The 18,305-nt window shown below is 65.3% G+C and carries 17 protein-coding genes and 1 pseudogene; 11 read left to right on the top strand and 7 right to left on the bottom strand.

What is annotated here, in order from left to right; all coding sequences use genetic code 11:
* Positions 1-186: 186 nt before the first annotated feature.
* Positions 187-870, top strand: coding sequence for a methyltransferase domain-containing protein (locus GXB81_RS23530; protein ID WP_167036505.1), 684 nt, complete (start codon positions 187-189; stop codon positions 868-870).
* Positions 871-1,071: 201 nt separating this feature from the next.
* Here the strand turns inward: GXB81_RS23530 and GXB81_RS23525 are convergent, their stop codons facing one another.
* Both GXB81_RS23525 and GXB81_RS23520 read right to left on the bottom strand, forming a co-directional pair.
* On the bottom strand, positions 1,072-2,244 hold the full coding sequence (locus tag GXB81_RS23525) for an ABC transporter substrate-binding protein (RefSeq protein WP_205990462.1): 1,173 nt from the start codon (positions 2,242-2,244) through the stop codon (positions 1,072-1,074).
* Between the two features lie 124 nt (positions 2,245-2,368).
* On the bottom strand, positions 2,369-3,310 hold the full coding sequence (locus GXB81_RS23520) for a CysB family HTH-type transcriptional regulator (protein ID WP_167036511.1): 942 nt from the start codon (positions 3,308-3,310) through the stop codon (positions 2,369-2,371).
* A gap of 228 nt (positions 3,311-3,538) precedes the next feature.
* Between GXB81_RS23520 and GXB81_RS23515 the strand changes: the two genes are divergently transcribed.
* The 6 genes from GXB81_RS23515 (at position 3,539) to cobA (ending at position 9,862) form a co-directional block, all read left to right on the top strand.
* On the top strand, positions 3,539-5,218 hold the full coding sequence (locus tag GXB81_RS23515; protein WP_205990461.1) for a nitrite/sulfite reductase: 1,680 nt from the start codon (positions 3,539-3,541) through the stop codon (positions 5,216-5,218).
* Positions 5,219-5,239: 21 nt separating this feature from the next.
* Entirely contained in the window at positions 5,240-5,785 is a 546-nt protein-coding gene (locus tag GXB81_RS23510) for a DUF934 domain-containing protein (protein WP_205990460.1), read from the top strand.
* On the top strand, positions 5,782-6,528 hold the full coding sequence (locus GXB81_RS23505; protein WP_205990459.1) for a phosphoadenylyl-sulfate reductase: 747 nt from the start codon (positions 5,782-5,784) through the stop codon (positions 6,526-6,528). Before GXB81_RS23510 ends, GXB81_RS23505 begins: the two co-directional genes overlap by 4 nt.
* 112 nt (positions 6,529-6,640) lie before the next feature.
* Positions 6,641-7,603 (top strand): sulfate adenylyltransferase subunit CysD, encoded by a 963-nt coding sequence (gene cysD, locus GXB81_RS23500; protein ID WP_205990458.1) that lies wholly within the window; start codon positions 6,641-6,643, stop codon positions 7,601-7,603.
* Between the two features lie 66 nt (positions 7,604-7,669).
* Positions 7,670-8,986: a GTP-binding protein gene (locus GXB81_RS23495; RefSeq protein ID WP_167036525.1), complete on the top strand. Its 1,317-nt coding sequence runs from the start codon at positions 7,670-7,672 to the stop codon at positions 8,984-8,986.
* A gap of 114 nt (positions 8,987-9,100) precedes the next feature.
* On the top strand, positions 9,101-9,862 hold the full coding sequence (gene cobA, locus GXB81_RS23490) for a uroporphyrinogen-III C-methyltransferase (protein WP_205990470.1): 762 nt from the start codon (positions 9,101-9,103) through the stop codon (positions 9,860-9,862).
* Between the two features lie 164 nt (positions 9,863-10,026).
* Here cobA and GXB81_RS23485 read toward each other — a convergent pair whose 3' ends face one another.
* Genes GXB81_RS23485 through lptF form a run of 3 tightly spaced genes read right to left on the bottom strand, consistent with a single transcriptional unit; the run spans position 10,027 to position 12,704 of the window.
* A complete protein-coding gene (locus tag GXB81_RS23485) occupies positions 10,027-10,407 on the bottom strand; it encodes a CbiX/SirB N-terminal domain-containing protein (protein ID WP_167282069.1) in 381 nt (126 codons plus the stop codon).
* Between the two features lie 47 nt (positions 10,408-10,454).
* Complete coding sequence (gene lptG, locus GXB81_RS23480; RefSeq protein ID WP_205990457.1) at positions 10,455-11,603, bottom strand: LPS export ABC transporter permease LptG; 1,149 nt, start codon at positions 11,601-11,603, stop codon at positions 10,455-10,457.
* Positions 11,604-11,606: 3 nt separating this feature from the next.
* A complete protein-coding gene (gene lptF / locus GXB81_RS23475) occupies positions 11,607-12,704 on the bottom strand; it encodes an LPS export ABC transporter permease LptF (RefSeq protein ID WP_167036534.1) in 1,098 nt (365 codons plus the stop codon).
* A gap of 136 nt (positions 12,705-12,840) precedes the next feature.
* On the opposite strand from lptF, the gene GXB81_RS23470 reads away from it, so the two are divergent.
* From GXB81_RS23470 to GXB81_RS23460, 3 genes and pseudogenes are all read left to right on the top strand, one after another.
* Positions 12,841-14,352, top strand: coding sequence for a leucyl aminopeptidase (locus GXB81_RS23470; RefSeq protein WP_167036537.1), 1,512 nt, complete (start codon positions 12,841-12,843; stop codon positions 14,350-14,352).
* Positions 14,353-14,404: 52 nt separating this feature from the next.
* A complete protein-coding gene (locus GXB81_RS23465) occupies positions 14,405-14,821 on the top strand; it encodes a DNA polymerase III subunit chi (protein ID WP_167036539.1) in 417 nt (138 codons plus the stop codon).
* A 173-nt stretch (positions 14,822-14,994) separates the two neighbouring features.
* Positions 14,995-15,333, top strand: a pseudogene (locus tag GXB81_RS23460) (DUF2486 family protein); the annotation flags it as partial.
* A gap of 87 nt (positions 15,334-15,420) precedes the next feature.
* Here GXB81_RS23460 and GXB81_RS23455 read toward each other — a convergent pair.
* Positions 15,421-15,801, bottom strand: coding sequence for a c-type cytochrome (locus tag GXB81_RS23455; RefSeq protein WP_167036542.1), 381 nt, complete (start codon positions 15,799-15,801; stop codon positions 15,421-15,423).
* Positions 15,802-16,044: 243 nt separating this feature from the next.
* Positions 16,045-17,718 (bottom strand): dihydroxy-acid dehydratase, encoded by a 1,674-nt coding sequence (gene ilvD / locus GXB81_RS23450; RefSeq protein ID WP_205990456.1) that lies wholly within the window; start codon positions 17,716-17,718, stop codon positions 16,045-16,047.
* A gap of 235 nt (positions 17,719-17,953) precedes the next feature.
* Between ilvD and GXB81_RS23445 the strand changes: the two genes are divergently transcribed.
* On the top strand, positions 17,954-18,305 hold a 352-nt coding region (locus GXB81_RS23445), incomplete at its 3' end, for a LysR family transcriptional regulator (protein WP_205990455.1).

The raw sequence follows: 18,305 nt of genomic DNA, 5'->3' as shown, positions 1-18,305 counted from the left end.
GCAGGAACACGCTATGCCGCGAGTGAGAGCATCTCGCAACATCGTGGACAACTGTCAACGAAAGCAGACCGAGATCAGCCCGCCGCGCTCGACCGGAAGGTTCGAATCGCCGACAATCGGCGGCATTGCCGACGACCGAGGCCCGAGACGCCCGAGGTCGCGGCGCACCATGGAGCGAAACCGGCGATGAACCTCGACCCTCTCAGCGACGACAAGATCATCGCTTCCTGGCAGCGCAACGCGTCGCCGTGGATGAATGCGGTGCGCGCGGGCGAAATCGAAAGCCGGCGCCTTGTCACCGATCAGGCCGTGCTCGATGCCGTATTGGCGTGCGAACCGGCCACCGTCCTCGATCTGGGCTGCGGCGAAGGCTGGCTCGCGCTTACGCTGCAACGCCGCGGAATCGGCGTGACGGCGGTGGATGCGATCGCCGGACTGGTGCATGCCGCGACCGCCGCCGGCGTGCTCGACGGCAGAATCCTGTCGTACGAAGAGATCGCGGCGGGCCGGCTCGCCATGCGTGCCGACGTCGTGGTCTGCAATTTTTCGCTGCTCGGCAAGGAATCGGTCGACGGGCTGCTGCGCGCCGTGCCGATGCTGCTCGCTCCCGGTGCAAGCCTGATCGTGCAGACGCTGCATCCGCTCGTCGCATGCGGCGACTTGCCGTACGTCGACGGCTGGCGGCCGGGTTCGTGGGCGGGGTTCGGCGACGCATTCACCGACGCGCCGCCGTGGTATTTCCGGACCTTGCAGACGTGGCTCGAACTGATGGCGGCGAGCGGGCTGTTGCTGCGGGAGATGCGGGAGCCGGTGCATCCGCGCACCGGCAAGCCGGCCTCGGTGATTTTTCGCGCTCAGGTGCGGGAATAGCTGGCGAGTGCCGGGCGTAGGGTAGGGCGCGGCTGCAAGGCGCTCCCGCTTGCGAGCAAGCCCGGGCCGTTCGATGTCTTCACGTTTGACGATGGCGGGAAGCGCACCCAATAGCACCGAACAGTACCAGGCGGGGCGGCGGCATCCGGACAGACCATAGCCCCCATCAACCGCACACCCCTCAACACATAAGCCGCGCGGTCACTGGCTCAGATAAACGAACTTGCCGTCCCTGATGATGCCCATCACGCTCGCGCGCTGATCGAGCCCGACGTGGTCCTGCGGGCTCGTATTGACGACGCCGTTCGGCACCACGAGCTCATGCGCGTGTTCGAGTTCCTCGCGCAGCGCGACGCGAAACGCCGGCGTGCCCGGCTGCGCGGTCTTCAACGCGCGCGCGACCGCATCCTGCAAGCGCGGATACACACCGGCCGCATCGCCGGCGAACTGCGTCACGCTGCCCGGGCCGTACTTCGCCTCGTACGCGTCGACGAACGCGAGCGCCGCTTTCTTCGACGGATGATCGGCCGGCAGCGAGCGCGCGACCACGACCGGCTGCGTCGGGAACAGCGTGCCTTCCACGTCCTTGCCGCCGAGCTTGATGAATTCGGGCGTGGCGATGCCGTGCGTCTGATAGATCGGCCCCTTGTAGCCGCGCTCGATCAGCGTGCGCTGCGGCAGCACGGTCGGCGTGCCCGCGCCGGCGATCAGGATCGCGTCGGGCTTCGCGGCCATCAGCTTGAGAATCTGGCCGGTCACACTCGCGTCGGTGCGGTTGTAGCGCTCGGTCGCGACCAGGTGGATATGGCGCAGCGCCGCGAACTTGCTGAACTCGTTGAGCCAGCTTTCGCCGTAGGCATCGGCGAAACCGATGAAGCCGACCGTCTTCACGTTGTGGTTCGACATGTAGCGCGTCATCACGTCGGCCATCGCGCTGTCGGTCTGCGCCATCTTGTAGGCCCAGACCTTCTTGCCTTCCTGCGGCTCGACCACGCTGGCCGAGCCGATCAGCGTAATCATCGGCGTCTGGCTTTCGGCGACCGGATCGAGCGCGGCCATCGCGGCCGGCGTGATGTTCGGCCCGACGATCACGTCGACGTGGTCCTCGTTGATGAGCTTGCGGATGTTGCGCACGGCGACGCCGGGGTCGGAGGCGTCGTCGAGGAAGATGTAGTCGGCTTTCTGGCCGGCGATCGTCTGCGGCCACATCAGCATCGCGTCCTTGCTCGTGATGCCGATCACGGCGGCCGGCCCCGTGTTCGACAGGTCGATGCCGACCTTGAGGTCGGCGTGCGCGGCGCTCGCGGCGAGCAGCGCACCGGCGGCGGCGAGGCCGCGCAACATGTTTCGAAGCGTGTTGTTATGCAACGTCATGAGAAAGGTCTCCGTAGCGGAAAGCGGGATTCAAACGGAATCGGGAAGCGGGAATCAGATAGAAGCGGAAATTAGAAAGCGGGAACCGGAAAGCAGGGCGCAATCAGCGCGGTTCCCGCCGCCATCAAAGTTCGTAGGTTTCGTGCTCGCCCTTGAGCGCCTGCTCGATCAGCTTGCGGTTCAGGCTCGGCGACAGCAGTTCGACGAGCGTGTACACGTAGCTGCGCAGATACGCGCCCTGTTTCAGCGCGACGCGCGTCACGTTGCTGCCGAACAGATGGCCGACCGGCATCGCGCGCAGATGGCGGTCGCGCTCGGCGTTGAACGCGATGTCGGCCATGATGCCGACGCCGAGCCCGAGTTCGACGTAGGTCTTGATCACGTCGGCGTCGATCGCTTCGAGCACGATGTCGGGATGCAGCCCGCGCAGGCGGAACGCCTCGTTGATCTTCGAGCGGCCGGCGAACGCGTTGTCGTAGGTAATCAGCGGGTACTGGGTCAGATCGTCGAGCGAGAGCAGCTTGCGCTCGATCAGCGGATGGTCCGGCTGCATCACCGCGAGGTGGTGCCACTGGAAGCACGGCAGCGAGACCAGATCCTTGTAGTTGGAGATCGCCTCGGTGGCGATCGCGAGGTCGGCCTGGTCGTGCAGCACCATCTCGGCGACCTGGGTTGGGCTGCCTTGCAGAATCGAAAGGTGGACCTTCGGGAAGCGCCGCTTGAACTCGGCGATCGCGCCCGGCAGCGAGTAGCGCGCCTGGGTGTGGGTCGCGGCGATCGTCAGGTTGCCCTGGTCCTGCGCCGCGTAATCCTTGCCGACGCGCTTGAGACTTTCCACTTCCTGGAGGATTTTTTCGATCGATTGCAATATGATGCGGCCCGGCTCGGTCAACGAGCGCACGCGTTTGCCGTGGCGCGTGAAGATTTCGACGCCGAGCTCGTCTTCGAGCTCGATGATTGCCTTCGAGACGCCCGGCTGGCTTGTGAACAGCGCCTTGGCGGCTTCGGTGAGGTTGAAGTTCTGCCGCACTGCCTCGCGGACGAAGCGGAATTGGTGCAGATTCATATATAACCTCTGCGCATATAAAAAGAATTTTTTAGTCGTTTGAAATATAAGGCGAGTTTATTACGATCTGTCCAACTTTTTCAATATGGATATCTGTATTTGTCATAAGCAAATAAGCGATGGGTCTAAACCCTTGCTTGCGTCAGCTGACAAACACCGGTATTCGAGCCGCGGCGGAAACCGGACCGCCGTGTGTCACGCAAAGTTTCGAAAAATTGGGGTCCCCGAATGTACCAATACGATCAGTACGACCAGACCATCGTCGATGAACGGGTCGCGCAATACGCCGATCAGGTTCGCCGCCGCTTGTCGGGCGAATTGAGCGAAGAGGAGTTCCGTCCGCTGCGCCTGCAGAACGGCCTGTACTACCAGCGCCACGCGTACATGCACCGTATCGCGATTCCGTACGGCAACCTGCGCAGCGACCAGATGCGCGTGCTCGCGCAGATCGCGCGCGAACACGACCGCGGCTACGGCCATTTCTCGACGCGCTCGAACATCCAGTACAACTGGATCAAGCTCGAGGAAACGCCGGAAATCCTGCGCAAGCTCGCCAGCGTGCAGATGCACGGCATCCAGACCTCGGGCAACTGCATTCGCAACATCACCGCCGATCAATTCGCCGGCGTCGCGCCCGACGAAGTGATCGACCCGCGTCCGTGGGCCGAAATCCTGCGTCAATGGTCGACGTTCCACCCCGAATTCGCGTGGCTGCCGCGCAAGTTCAAGATCGCCGTGTCGGGTTCGAAGGAAGACCGCGCGGCCGTGCAGATTCACGACATGGGCGTGTATCTGCGCAAGAACGAGCAGGGCGACGTGGTGGCCGATATTCTGGCCGGTGGCGGCCTGGGCCGTACGCCGATCGTCGGCGCGATCATCCGCCGCGACCTGCCGTGGCAGCATCTGCTGACCTACTGCGAAGCCGTGCTGCGCGTCTACAACCGCTACGGCCGCCGCGACAACATGTACAAGGCGCGCATCAAGATTCTCGTGAAGGCGCTCTCGCCGGAGAAATTCTCGGCGCAGGTCGAGGAAGAATGGCAGCACCTGAAGGACGGTCCGTCGACGCTGACGCAGGTCGAAGTGGATCGCGTGGCGCAATACTTCGTACCGCCCGCCTACGAGAAGCTGGCCGACACCGACGCATCGTTCGAGAAGCATCTGCTCGAAAACCGCGCGTTCGCGCGCTGGGTCGAGCGTAACGTGCGTCCGCACAAGGTGGCGGGCTACGCCTCGGTGACGCTGTCGCTGAAGCCGACCACGATCGCCCCGGGCGACGCGACCGACGCGCAGATGGAAGCGGTCGCCGATTGGGCCGACGAATACTCGTTCGGCAAGATTCGCGTGTCGCACGAACAGAACCTGATTCTCGCCGACGTCAAGAAACGCGACCTGTTCGCGGTCTGGGAAAAGGCCAAGGCGCAAGGCTTCGCGACGCCGAACGTCGGTCTCTTGACCGACATCATCGCGTGCCCGGGCGGCGACTTCTGCTCGCTCGCGAATGCGAAGTCGATCCCGATCGCGCTCGCGATCCAGGAACGCTTCAGCGATCTCGACTACGTGTACGACCTCGGCGACGTGTCGCTGAACATCTCGGGCTGCATCAACGCGTGCGGGCATCACCACGTCGGCAACATCGGCATTCTGGGCGTCGACAAGGACGGCTCGGAGTGGTACCAGGTGACGCTCGGCGGCGAGCAGGGCACGGGCGCGACCGGCGCTCACCTCGGCCGCGTGATCGGCCCGTCGTTCTCGGCTGAGGAAATGCCGGACGTGATGACAAAGGTGATCGACACCTTCGTGGAAAACCGCCAGGAAGGCGAGCGTTTCATCGATACCTACAACCGTATCGGCATCACCCCGTTCAAGGAGCGCGTGTACGCCGCGCGTCAACCGGCTCACGCGTAACCGCGAAAGGATACTGAACAGATGGCTTCTATCATCAAGAACCGCGCGATCGTCAACGACGACTGGACGGTCGTGCGCCCCGCGGAAGACGGCGCTTTGCCGGCGGCGAGCGAACTGCCGGCCGGCAAGGTGATCGTGCCGCTGGCGCTGTGGCAGGCCGGGCGCGACGCGCTCGTCGCCGCGCGCGGCACGACGGAACTCGGCGTGTGGCTCGCGCCGGACAGCGAACCGGCGGATATCGTCGGCGACTTCGACAAGCTGGCATTGATCGCCGTGGATTTCCCGGTGTTCCGCGACGGCCGCGGCTACAGCATCGGCCGCCTGCTGCGCGAGCGCTATGGCTACCAGGGCGAGCTGCGCGCGATCGGCGACGTGCTGCGCGACCAGCTCACGTTCATGTTCCGCTGTGGCTTCGACGCCTACGCGCTGCGCGCCGACAAGGACTTCGACGACGCGCTGAAGGCGTTCGACGAATTCAGCGTGCAGTACCAGGGCGCCGTCGATAACCCGTCGCCGCTGTTCCGCCGCCGCGCGGCGCAGGCCGGCGCCGGCAAGGTGCCGGCATGAACACTGCGCAAACGCTGGGCCCGGAACTTGCCGCGAAGGTCGAGCGTCTCGACGCGCTGCTCGATTCGATCGCCGCGCGTCACGCCAACGTGAAGCTCGCGAGCAGCCTCGCGGCCGAAGACATGCTGCTCACGCACGCGATCCTCTCGCGCGGCGTGAAGATCGGCATCTTCTCGCTGAACACGGGCCGTCTGCACGCGGAAACGCTCGGCATGCTCGAGCGCGTGAAAGAGCGCTACGGCTACGACATCGAGCAGTTTCATCCGCAGGTGGCCGCGGTCGAGCAGTACGCGAGCGAGCACGGCCTGAACGCGTTTTACGAAAGCGTCGAGCTGCGCAAGCGCTGCTGCGAGATCCGCAAGGTCGAGCCGCTCAATCGCGCGCTCGCCGACGTCAGCGCCTGGGTGACCGGGCAGCGCCGCGAGCAGTCGGTCACGCGGGCCGAGCTGCACGAGGAAGAGCACGACGGCGCGCGCGGCATCGCCAAGTTCAATCCGCTCGCGGACTGGAGCGAGGCCGAAGTGTGGGATTACCTGAAGGCGTTCGACGTGCCGGTCAATCCGCTGCACGCGCGCGGGTATCCGAGCATCGGCTGCGAGCCCTGTACGCGCGCGATCCGCCCCGGCGAGGACAGCCGGGCGGGGCGCTGGTGGTGGGAGTCGCGCGACACGAAGGAATGCGGCTTGCACATCACGGCGATTACGCCGATCGCGGTCGAGCCGAGCGAAAACGCATCGGCCTGATATCTCGCTACACTGGGAGCCTGGCTCCCGGTCCGAGCGCCGCATCAATCGAACTGAATACTTGTGCTCGGGCGGGCGACCGCTCGCCGGGCCAATCAACGAAGGACCCAACATGAGCACCACGCTCGATTCCACTGTGAACGCTCCGCTTATCAACACGGCGAACCGTATGGATCACCTCGATTGGCTCGAAGCCGAGTCGATCCACATCCTGCGCGAACTGGTCGCCGAATGCAGCAAGCCGGCGCTGCTGTTTTCGGGCGGCAAGGATTCCGTCGTGGTGCTCGCGCTCGCCCTGAAGGCCTTTGGCCTCGGTGCGAACCGCAAGACGCAGTTGCCGTTCCCGCTCGTGCATATCGACACGGGACACAACTACGACGAAGTGATCGACTTCCGCGATCGCCGCGCACAGGAAATCGGCGCCGAACTCGTGGTCGGCCATGTCGAAGATTCGATCAAGCGCGGCACCGTGCGTCTGCGCCGCGAAACGGATTCGCGCAACGCCGCGCAGGCGGTCACGCTGCTCGAAACGATCGAGCAATACGGCTATACCGCGATGATCGGCGGCGCGCGCCGCGACGAAGAAAAGGCCCGCGCGAAAGAGCGCATCTTCTCGTTCCGCGACGAATTCGGCCAGTGGGACCCGAAGGCGCAGCGCCCGGAACTGTGGAGCCTCTACAACGCGCGTCTGCACAACGGCGAACACCTGCGCGTGTTCCCGATCTCGAACTGGACCGAACTCGACGTGTGGCAGTACATCGCGCGCGAACAGCTCGAACTGCCGTCGATCTACTACGCGCACCAGCGCGAGATCGTGCGCCGCAACGGCCTGCTCGTGCCGGTCACGCCGCTCACGCCGATGCGCGAGGGCGAGACCAGCGAACAGGCGCTCGTGCGCTTCCGTACCGTGGGCGACATCAGCTGCACGTGCCCGGTCGAAAGCGATGCGGACGATATCGAGAAGATCATCGCCGAGACGGCCGTGACCGAAATCACGGAGCGCGGCGCGACGCGGATGGACGATCAGGTGTCGGAAGCCGCGATGGAACAGCGCAAGAAGCAGGGTTATTTCTAAGCACACATGGGACCGGCGTAGCGCGCTAAAGCGCAAACTCCGGTCGACAGAGGGACAAGGAAAATCATGAGCAGTATTCATCAACCAGAAGACCTCGGCGTGCTGCGTTTCATCACCGCGGGCAGCGTCGACGACGGCAAGAGCACGCTGATCGGCCGCCTGCTGTACGACAGCAAGGCGGTCTTGAGCGACCAGCTTTCGGCGCTGTCGCGCGCGAAAAACAAGCGCACCGTGGGCGACGAAATCGATCTGTCGCTCCTGACCGACGGCCTCGAAGCCGAACGCGAGCAGGGCATCACGATCGACGTCGCGTACCGCTACTTCGCGACCGCCAAGCGCAAGTTCATCATCGCCGATACGCCGGGCCACGAGCAGTACACGCGCAACATGGTGACGGGTGCCTCGACCGCGCACGCGGCGATCATCCTCGTCGACGCGACGCGCGTCACGTTCGAGAACGGCGTTGCGCAACTGCTGCCGCAAACCAAGCGCCATAGCGCGATCGTCAAGCTGCTCGGCCTGCAGCACGCGATCGTCGCGATCAACAAGATGGACCTCGTCGACTACAGCGAAGCGCGCTTCAACGAGATTCGCGACGCCTACGTCGAACTCGCGCGCCACCTCGGTCTCGAAGACGTGCGCTTCGTGCCGGTGTCGGCGCTGAAGGGCGACAACATCGTCACGGCAAGCGAGCGCATGCCGTGGTACGCGGGCGAGCCGCTGCTCGACGTGCTCGAAGCGCTGCCGGTCGAAACCGCGAGCGGCGAGGCGCTGCGCTTCCCGGTGCAGTGGGTCGCGCGCCAGGACGGCAGCCAGGCCGACGATTTCCGCGGCTACATGGGCCGTATCGAATCGGGCGAAGTGAAGCTCGGCGACACGATCGTCGTGCTGCCGGCCAATCGCGAAGCGACCGTGGCCGAGATCATCGCGCCGGTGGTCGGCGGCACCGCGCAGGTGGATCGCGCGTTCGCGGGTCAAACGGTCACGATCCGTCTCGCGGAAGACGTCGACGTGTCGCGCGGCGATACCTTCGTGCTGCGCGCAGCGGCGCCGGAGCCGGCGAAGAAGCTCGAAGCGGACCTTTGCTGGTTCGACGACACGCCGCTCTCGACGCAGCGCAAGTATCTGCTCAAGCAAACCACCAACACGGTGTTCGCGAAGATCGGCGCGATCCAGGAAGTGCTCGACGTGCATACGCTGTCGCAAGCCATCGATCGCAAGGAACTCGCGATGAACGACATCGGCCGTGTCGCACTGACCTTGCAGAAGCCGCTCGTGTGCGACGCGTACGATTCGCATCAAGGCACGGGCGCGTTCGTGCTGATCGACGAAGCGACGAACCATACCGTCGCGGCTGGTATGATCCGGGCATTTTCGGCCTGAGCGAGACGCCTGAACGCGCGATATGCGCGATGACGCGGCAGGAGCGACGCAAAAGGGCTACGCGGGCGGTGCACGGCGCCGCCTGCCTACGCTGCAACGAACAGGTTGATGTCCATGGGTAAGGTTTATCTGATCGGCGCGGGACCCGGTGCCGCGGACCTGATTACGGTGCGCGGCGCGCGGCTGCTCGGCACCGCCGACGTGGTGCTGCACGACGCGCTCGTCGAGCCGGCGATGTTCGACTACGCACCCGCCAGCGCGAAGCGCATTGCGGTCGGCAAGCGCTGCGGACAGCTCTCGACGGCCCAGCAGTTCATCAACAAGCAGATCGTCGACGCGGCTTTGGAGCACGACGTGGTCGTGCGTCTGAAGGGCGGCGATCCGATGCTGTTCGGCCGCGCGGACGAGGAAATGCGCGCGCTTGAAGCGGCCGGCATCGAGTATGAAGTGGTGCCGGGCATTACCGCCGCGCTCGCGAGCGCGGCATCGCTGCAACGCTCGCTGACCTTGCGCGGCGTATCGCGCAGCGTCGCGCTGGCGACGTTCAGCCGCGCGCCGGGCTCCGAGGAAATCCGCGAGCAGGTCAATGCCGATTCGCTCGTGTTCTACATGGGGCGCGACAGCGGCGTCGAGATCGCGCAGCAGTTGATCGATGCAGGCAAGCCGGCGACGACGCCGGTTGCGATCGTCGAAGCATGCAGCACGCCGCGCGAGCGCATGCTGACGCTGACTCTCGAGGAGTTGGCCGCCGGTGACGCGCAGCGCTGGGTCGATGCTTCGCAGCCGAGTCTGCTGATGATCGGCGAGGCGTTCGCGGAGCGGGAGCGGCAAACCGATGCGGGGCAGTCTGCTAAGGGTATTCGGGTCGCCGCCTGAGGTTTTCGGTCTTCGCTGCGAGGTTTTTCCGGTCGGCCGTCGCGTGATGCGTCGGCCGATTTCATTTTCTGGCCAGGTTCAGATCAGGCTCGCGTCATGGGCCCGAATCATGGCCCCGAGTCAGGCCCATCTACGCCAGCGCAGCGCACGCTGCCGGGCGAGCCTCAAATCTGTTGCAAACAGTACTGCGCGAGCGCATCCAGTACCGCTTCATCCTCGCCGACCGCGACCGCGCAGCGAATCTCGACGGCCGGATGAGCGGCGCGGCACCGGTCGATCAGCGCGGGCAGGTCCTGTCTGACGTGGCCGCCCTGGCCGAAGAACACCGGCACGACCGTGATCGCGTCGCACCCCTCGCCGACGAGTTGCGTCACCGCCGTCGGCAGATCGGGCTCCATCAATTCCAGAAACGCGAGCGTGACGGCCTGTGCGCCGCCCGTTGCGGCACGCGCCGCGCGCAGCTTGCCGGCGAGCCGTTCGAACGGCTCGCGCCAGCGCGCATCGCGCGCGCCGTGGCCAAACAGAATCAATCCATGCATCGCCATCGCGTCGACTCCCGACGATGTCTCTCAGCGCACCGGCCGCACCGGCACTAGTGCCGGTCGACCCACTTCAGGCCGACGAGGCCGAGCACGAGGTACACGAGCCCCGGCGTCGCCGCCGTGAGCGGCGCGGGCCACGTATTGAGCGTGCCGATATGCGAGAACAGCGTGTTGAACAACTGGAAGCTCATGCCGAGCATGATGCCGCCGAACACCTTCACGCCGACCACGCCGGCGCGCGTATGCAGATACGCGAACGGCAGCGACAGCACGAGCATCACGAACACCGCGAACGGGTACAGAATCTTGCGCCACAGCGCGATTTCATAACGTTGCGTGTCCTGATGATTCTCGGTCAGATGCTGGATATAACGGAACAGATTGAACATCGACATGCGGTCGGGCGACACCAGCAGCACCGACAGAATCTGCGGCGTCAGCTCCGAGCGCAGCGAGTACTCGGGCAGCGAGACCTGGTTCGCGCGATAGACCGGATTGAGCGCATCGGCCGGCGTGCCCGGCGCGGGCGGCACGTCGATCAACTGCGTGTCGGTCACGCCGGTCAGCAGCCAGTGGCCGGGCGGCTGATAGCGGCCGCTTTGCGCGATACGCACGTTCGAGAGCCGGAACTTCGAATCGAACTCGTAGATGCGCACGTTGCTGATCGTCGCGTCGGGCATCAGCTCGCCGACGTTGACGAAGCGCGTGACCTGATCGCCGTCGGCGCGCTCGGTGAGCGTGTCCTTGACCCACACGCCCGACTGGAAGTTGCTCGACACCGAGGAGCCGAGCGCTTCGAGCCGCACGCGCTCGGAGAGCTGATCCGTGTACGGGCCGACCACTTCGCCGATCAGATAGGTGACGATCACGAGCGGAATGCCGATCTTCAGCAGCGAGCGCAGCGCCCGGTTGGTCGCGAGACCCGACACGCGGAAGATCGTGTATTCGGAATTCGCGGCCATCTGCGCGAACACGTAGATCGCGCTGATCAGCGCCGCGACCGGAATGATTTCGTAGAAGCGCGACGGCGTTTGCAGCGCGACGCGCAGCACCGCGTACTGGAATTTGTAGTTGCCGTGGCCGACCGAATTCAGTTCGTTGATCAGGTCGAAAAAGAAGAACAGACCCGAAAACGCAAACAGGATGAAGACGAACGTGAGATAGATCTGACGCGCGAAATACCGTTCATAGATGCGCATCGGTCAGGCTCCCTTCGAACGGCTGAACATCGCCCACGTGAAGAGCGGCCGGTTGCGCACGCGCAGCCAGAAGATGAACGCGACGATTGCCGCTACGATGACATGCAGGATCACGAGTCCCACGCCGAACGACATCTTGCCCTGCTCGATCCACGACTGCACCACGTTCAGCAGATTCGAGTACGTGAGATAGATCAGCACGGCCATCACGAGGTTGATCGTGCGGCTGCGCCGCGGGTTCTGGTGCGCGAGAGGGATCGCGAGCAGCATCAGGTTGATCGCGATCAGCGGCAGCCCCGCGCGCCATGCGAATTCGGCGAGGTTGTCGTTGCTCGGATTGCGCAGCAGCGTAAGCGTCGGCAAGCCGGTGGTGGTCGGCGTATTGACGACCGGCTGGCTCTGGATCTTCACGCCGTAGCGCTCGAACTCCATGATGCGGAAATCGGGGTGGCCCGGCTCGCCGTCGTAGCGGCGGCCGTTTTCGAGCACGACGAAGCGGTCGCCGTTCTTGTGCGTCTCGACGTGGCCGTTCTTCGACACCACCACGTTGACCTTGCCGCCTTCGGTGCTTGTCACGAACACGTTTTCGACATGACCCTGGTCGGGCGACATCTTCTCGATGAAGAACACGCGGTGCGTGGTCGGCGATTCGCGGAACTGGCCCGGCGCGAGCAGCGAGACTTCGTCGCGCTGCTGGAAGCGCGCGCGGATCAGCTTGCTCTGCTGGTTCGACCACGGCCAGCCGACGAACACGAAGAACATGATGAGAATGATGATCGGCGTGGCGAACAGGCCGATCGGCTTGATGAACTGCGTGAGGCTCACGCCCGAGGACAGCCACACGACCATCTCGGAGTCCTTGTACCAGCGCGTGAGCACGAACAGGATCGAGACGAACAGCGTGGCGACGAGCATGATGGCCAGATAGCCGATCACGGTGAGGCCGATCAGGACCAGCACGTCGCGCGGGTCGATCTCGCCCGACGCCGCGAAGCCGACGATGCGGATCATCATCGTCGTCAGCACGAGCGTGAGGAGAACCATGAACACGGCACCCGCCGTGTACGCGAGTTCGCGCTGAAGGGAGCGTTCGAAGATCATTAGTGATGACGAGAGGGGGCGCTCACGGCAACGCGCGGGTTCGTTCCGTCACGCCTCCGGTGCAGCCGCCGCGGGAAAAATAGCGGATAATTGCGGCTTTCATCCTAAGCCCAGATTTTATCCGAGGACAAGCGCGATGGACTTTAGCATAAAAGCCTGTGATTGGACCAAAGGCTCGTCAAACGGTTTCCTGACCGGGAAATCCGACTGCATCGTAATCGGCGTGTTCGAGTCGCAAACGCTCTCGGGCGCTGCGCTTGAGATCGATGAAGCCACGCGGGGCCTGCTGACGCGCATCATCAAGGCCGGCGACATGGACGGCAAGGCGGGCACGACGCTGTTCCTGCACGAAGTATCGGGCATCGGCGCCTCGCGTGTCCTGCTCGTCGGCCTCGGCAAGCAGGACGCTTTCGGCCAGAAGGCCTACGGCGAAGCCGTGCGCGCCGCGTGGCGCGCACTGCTCGGCACGAAGATCGTGCAGGTCACGTTCACGCTCGCACAACTGCCGGTGCTCGAACGCACGTCCGACTGGTGCGTGCGCGCCGCGATCCTCGCGCTGCGCGAGCTGACCTACCGCTTCACGCAGATGAAGAGCAAGCCGGACAACACGCCGCGCGCGCTGAAACGCATCGTCTTCAGCGTCGCTACCGGCGACGAGAAGGCCACCAAGCTTGCCGCGAAGCAGGGCGCCGCGCTCGCCAACGGCATGGACCTCACGCGCGACCTCGGCAATCTGCCGAGCAACGTCTGCACGCCGACCTATCTCGCCAACACCGCGAAGAAGCTCGCGAAAGACTGGAAGCTGAAGGTCGAAGTGCTCGGCGAGAAGCAGTGCGAGGCGCTCAAGATGGGCTCGTTCCTGTCGGTCACGGCGGGCGCGGTCGAACCGGCACAGTTCATCGTGCTGCAGTACCAGGGCGGCGGCGCCAAGGCCGCGCCGGTGGTGCTGGTCGGCAAGGGCGTCACGTTCGACACGGGCGGCATCTCGCTGAAGCCGGGCGAGGGCATGGACGAGATGAAGTACGACATGTGCGGCGCGGGCTCGGTATTGGGCACGCTGCGCGCGGTCGCCGAGATGGGCCTGAAGATCAACGTGGTCGGCATTATCCCGGCCGTCGAGAACATGCCGTCGGGCACGGCCACCAAGCCGGGCGACATCGTCACGAGCATGAAGGGCCTCACGATCGAGGTGCTCAACACCGACGCCGAGGGCCGCCTGATCCTGTGCGACGCGCTCACCTACGCCGAGCGCTTCAAGCCGGCCGCCGTGATCGACATCGCCACGCTGACGGGCGCCTGCATCATCGCGCTCGGCCATCACAACAGCGGCCTGTTCTCGAAGGACGACGCGCTCGCGGGTGAACTGCTCGACGCCTCGCGCGAAGCCTCCGACCCGGCATGGCGCCTGCCGCTCGACGACGAGTATCAGGACCAGCTGAAGTCGAATTTCGCCGACGTCGCGAACATCGGCGGACGTCCGGCCGGCAGCGTGACGGCCGCGTGCTTCCTGTCGCGCTTCACCGACGCCTATCCATGGGCGCATCTCGACATCGCGGGCACTGCGTGGAAGAGCGGCGCGGCGAAGGGCGCAACGGGCCGTCCGGTGCCGCTGCTCGCGCAGTTCCTGATCGACCGCGCCGCGCAATGACGCATTGCGGCAAGCGCACGGCGGCCGCGCCGCGAGCAGGGCGGAGCGGCCGATGACGAGAATCGACTTTCACTCGAACGTCGGCGATTCGCTGCTGTACGCATGCCGGCTCGTGCGCAAGGCGTATCTGGCCGGCCAGCCGCTCGTGGTGCTGGCCGAGCCCGCGCGCCTGCGGGCCTTCGACGAAAAGCTCTGGACGTTCTCGCCGCTCGACTTCGTGCCGCACTGCATGGCGGGCACGCCGCTTGCGGCCCAGACGCCTGTCGTGCTGGCCGCGAATCTCGACGACGCGCCGCATCACCAGGTGCTGCTCAATCTCGGCGCGACGGTGCCTGCCCAGTTCGCGCGCTTCGAAAGATTGCTCGAAGTGGTCGGTAACGCACACGACGAACTCGTTGCCGGCCGCGAACGCTATCGTTTCTATCGCGATCGCGGCTATGCTTTGAACAACTACAAGCAAGGCAGCTAGGTTTCATTCCGTCCGCTTCGCGCGCATGGCGCGCGTCGCTTCCCGGGCGTTCAACGCGGAGAGTGCACGTGTCCGATCCCAACGACAATTCGATTCCGGTCCTGCACGAAATACTGATGCCGGGCCGCGCGCCGCGGCCGCACGAGGCGCCGGCCGTCGAGCCGGCGTCTGAATCCGCGGCGCCGGGCGTGTTCGACCGCGTCGAGCCGTTGCCGCCTGCCGAGGCCGGCGCGACCGTGCCGCCGGATCTCGGGCACGAAGCCGCCGCACAGTCTTCGCAACCCGATGCCGATCTGATCGCCGAGCGTCTGCGCGGACGCTTCGCGGGCTTTCTGTCGGGAGAGGGGCGCAGCGTGATCGAGGCGCGTTGCCGCGATGCGTTGCAGCAGCACGCGAGTCTGCTCGTCACTCAGATCACGCGCGAAGTCGCGCGGACGCTCGAAGCCGAAATGACCGGCTGGGTACGCGAGGCGGTGCAAGAGGAGCTGGCGCGGCGCTCGGGCCGCGCGTGAGGCTACGGCGTCACGTCTATTGCGATGGCGTGAGGCGATAGTGCGCCGTATTCAGATCAGGCGCCACGCATAGCGGGCATGTTTCGTTCATGGCGTCGAATGAGGTGCCGGCTTGAGCGGCGGCTCATCTTTGAGCGTCAGCACCCAGGTCGCGAGCGCGGCGGCCTGATCGGGCGTGAGCTGGGTGTTCGCGGGCATCGGCACGGGTCCCCATATGCCGGTGCTGCCGTCGAGAATCTTGTGCTTCAGATAGGTCGCCGCGTCGGCGCGTTCCGCATACTTTGCCGCGACGTCGCGCAGCGCCGGGCCCATGAAGGTGCGCGTGACCGAGTGACAGCTCATGCAGTTCTGCTGTTGGGCCAGCGCGAGGCCCGTCGCAGCTTCGGCATGCGCGGCCGGACTGGCGCTGCTCAATGTGACGGCGAGCGCAACAGCGGCTGCTACGGCTGCATACGACATTGATTTCATGGTGGTCTCCGCCGGTTCGGATGCCCGGCTTGTGGTGCACGCATTATAAGAGCAAGGGGCACACGATTTTCCGTGCGCCCCTTGGCATTTTTTGCGCCGTGCGGCGGCGGGCCGGGCCTGTCGTGTGCGGCATGGCGAAGCGGGCGGCAGCGCGTGGCTTGGGCGTCGAATTACGCCCTTCATACGCACTTATACGTGCTCACGCGCGCGGCCGCTCAGCAACGCGCGGCCATCGTTACTCCGTCACCCCGTCACCGCACCGCGATTCGCCGGCTGTGCCAGCGCGAAATACTTCGCCATCACGCCGCGTGTGTAGCGCGGCTTCGGCGCCTGCCACGCGGCGCGGCGGCGCGCCAGTTCGGCGTCGTCGATGTTCAGTTGCAGCAGCAGCTGGTGTGCGTCGATCGTGATCGAATCGCCTTCCTGCACGAGCGCGATCGTGCCGCCGACGAACGCTTCTGGCGCAACGTGCCCGACTACCATGCCCCACGTGCCGCCCGAGAAGCGGCCGTCGGTGATGAGCCCGACCGATTCGCCGAGCCCCTTGCCGATGATCGCCGAGGTCGGCGCGAGCATCTCCGGCATGCCGGGGCCGCCCTTCGGGCCGAGGTAGCGCAGCACCACGACGTCGCCGGCGACGATCCTGTCCGCGAGGATCGCTTCGAGCGCGCTTTGCTCGTCGTCGAACACGCGCGCCGGGCCCGTGATGACCGGATTCTTCAAGCCCGTGATCTTGGCGACTGCGCCGTCTTCGGCCAGATTGCCCTTGAGGATCGCGAGGTGGCCCTCGGCGTAGAGCGCCTGGTCGATCGGGAAGATCACCCGCTGATCGCCGCGCGGTTTGGCCGGCACGTCCTTCAGTTCCTCGGCGATCGTCCTGCCGGTGATCGTGATGCAGTCGCCGTGCAGCAGGCCCGCGTCGAGCAGGATCTTCAGCACCTGCGGGATGCCGCCGGCCTTGTGCAGGTCGGTCGCCACATACTGGCCCGACGGCTTCAGGTTGCAGATCACCGGCACTTTCTTGCGCATGCGCTCGAAATCTTCGATCGTCCATTCGACCTCGGCTGCGTGCGCGATCGCGAGGTAGTGCAGCACCGCGTTGGTCGAGCCGCCGGTCGCCATGATGAGCGCGACCGCGTTTTCGATCGACTGCTTCGTGATGATGTCGCGCGGCTTCAGATCCCGCTTGACCGCTTCGACGAGCACGCGCGCCGACTCGGCGGCCGAGTCGACCTTTTCCTCGTCGGGGTTCGCCATCGTCGACGAATACATCAGCGACATGCCGAGCGCCTCGAACGACGAGCTCATCGTGTTGGCCGTGTACATGCCGCCGCACGAACCGGTCGACGGGCACGCGTTTTTCTCGATGCCGTCGAAGTCTTCCTGCGACATGCGGCCCGCCGTGAATTCGCCGACCGCCTCGAACGACGACACGATCGTCAGATCGGTGCCTTTCCAGTTGCCGGGGCGGATCGTGCCGCCGTACACGTAGATGCCCGGCACGTTCATGCGCGCGAGGCCGATCATGCCGCCCGGCATGTTCTTGTCGCAGCCGCCGATCACGACCACGCCGTCCATCCATTGCCCCTGCACGCAGGTCTCGATGCAATCGGCGATCACCTCGCGCGACACGAGCGAGTACTTCATGCCCTCGGTGCCCATCGACATGCCGTCCGAGATCGTCGGCGTGCCGAAAGTCTGCGGGTTCGCGTCGGCCAGTTTGATCGCGGCCACGGCCGCGTCGGCGAGACGCTGCAGGCCGGCGTTGCACGGCGTGATGGTCGAGTGGCCGTTGGCGACGCCGATCATCGGCTTGTCAAAGTCCTCTTTCTGGTAGCCGAGCGCGTAGTACATCGAGCGATTCGGCGAGCGCGCTACACCTTGCGTGATGTTTTTCGAACGACGGTTGTATGCCATGGGGACGCTCCAGTCTGTCTGTTCTGTTCGTGATCCGGGCCGCGAGGGCGGGGCGCCGGCGCGGCTCGCGCCCCGCCCGGGGGCAGCCGCCGGGGCATGCGCCAGCGGGCGCGCCGGCACATCCGTTCAGTGTAGTGCCGCCGCGCCGGGCAGACAGGCGGTTTTGCGTATCATGCGTCGCGTGTATTATTTGCGCGTGTTCAGGTCGTAAAACATATTAATCCGGGTCTTCATCATGCTGCCGACGATTCCCGATCTGCGCCAGTTGCGCTACTTCGTCGCCGTGGCCGAGGAAAAGCACTTCGGCCGCGCGGCCGCGCGTCTGTCGATGACGCAGCCGCCGCTCTCGCAGGCGATCCGTGCGCTCAAGGAGACGCTCGGCGTCGAGCTGTTCGCGCGCACCAAGCGCTCGGTCGAACTGACGGCGGTCGGCGCCGACCTCCTGCCCGAGGTGCAGCGCCTGCTTGCGGCGGCCGAGGGGCTGCGCCCGCTCGCGCAGAGCCTCGCGCGCGGCGAGGCGGGCGTGCTGTCGCTCGCGTTCGTTTCCACCGCCGATTACGGCTTGCTGCCGCTGCTCCTGCGCGATA

The sequence above is a fragment of the Paraburkholderia sp. Ac-20336 genome, assembly GCF_017105025.1.
Lineage (GTDB): Bacteria > Pseudomonadota > Gammaproteobacteria > Burkholderiales > Burkholderiaceae > Paraburkholderia.
Note: the sequence above shows the minus strand (reverse complement) of the source record. Positions and strands in the feature narration are given on the sequence as shown.

What these genes read in the sequence shown, in the direction of transcription:
- GXB81_RS23530 (WP_167036505.1), top strand. Translation starts at nt 187, where the DNA reads ATGAACCTCGACCCTCTCAGCGACGACAAGATCATCGCTTCCTGGCAG.
- GXB81_RS23525 (WP_205990462.1), bottom strand. Translation starts at nt 2,244, where the DNA reads ATGACGTTGCATAACAACACGCTTCGAAACATGTTGCGCGGCCTCGCC.
- GXB81_RS23520 (WP_167036511.1), bottom strand. Translation starts at nt 3,310, where the DNA reads ATGAATCTGCACCAATTCCGCTTCGTCCGCGAGGCAGTGCGGCAGAAC.
- GXB81_RS23515 (WP_205990461.1), top strand. Translation starts at nt 3,539, where the DNA reads ATGTACCAATACGATCAGTACGACCAGACCATCGTCGATGAACGGGTC.
- GXB81_RS23510 (WP_205990460.1), top strand. Translation starts at nt 5,240, where the DNA reads ATGGCTTCTATCATCAAGAACCGCGCGATCGTCAACGACGACTGGACG.
- GXB81_RS23505 (WP_205990459.1), top strand. Translation starts at nt 5,782, where the DNA reads ATGAACACTGCGCAAACGCTGGGCCCGGAACTTGCCGCGAAGGTCGAG.
- cysD (WP_205990458.1), top strand. Translation starts at nt 6,641, where the DNA reads ATGAGCACCACGCTCGATTCCACTGTGAACGCTCCGCTTATCAACACG.
- GXB81_RS23495 (WP_167036525.1), top strand. Translation starts at nt 7,670, where the DNA reads ATGAGCAGTATTCATCAACCAGAAGACCTCGGCGTGCTGCGTTTCATC.
- cobA (WP_205990470.1), top strand. Translation starts at nt 9,101, where the DNA reads ATGGGTAAGGTTTATCTGATCGGCGCGGGACCCGGTGCCGCGGACCTG.
- GXB81_RS23485 (WP_167282069.1), bottom strand. Translation starts at nt 10,407, where the DNA reads ATGGCGATGCATGGATTGATTCTGTTTGGCCACGGCGCGCGCGATGCG.
- lptG (WP_205990457.1), bottom strand. Translation starts at nt 11,603, where the DNA reads ATGCGCATCTATGAACGGTATTTCGCGCGTCAGATCTATCTCACGTTC.
- lptF (WP_167036534.1), bottom strand. Translation starts at nt 12,704, where the DNA reads ATGATCTTCGAACGCTCCCTTCAGCGCGAACTCGCGTACACGGCGGGT.
- GXB81_RS23470 (WP_167036537.1), top strand. Translation starts at nt 12,841, where the DNA reads ATGGACTTTAGCATAAAAGCCTGTGATTGGACCAAAGGCTCGTCAAAC.
- GXB81_RS23465 (WP_167036539.1), top strand. Translation starts at nt 14,405, where the DNA reads ATGACGAGAATCGACTTTCACTCGAACGTCGGCGATTCGCTGCTGTAC.
- GXB81_RS23455 (WP_167036542.1), bottom strand. Translation starts at nt 15,801, where the DNA reads ATGAAATCAATGTCGTATGCAGCCGTAGCAGCCGCTGTTGCGCTCGCC.
- ilvD (WP_205990456.1), bottom strand. Translation starts at nt 17,718, where the DNA reads ATGGCATACAACCGTCGTTCGAAAAACATCACGCAAGGTGTAGCGCGC.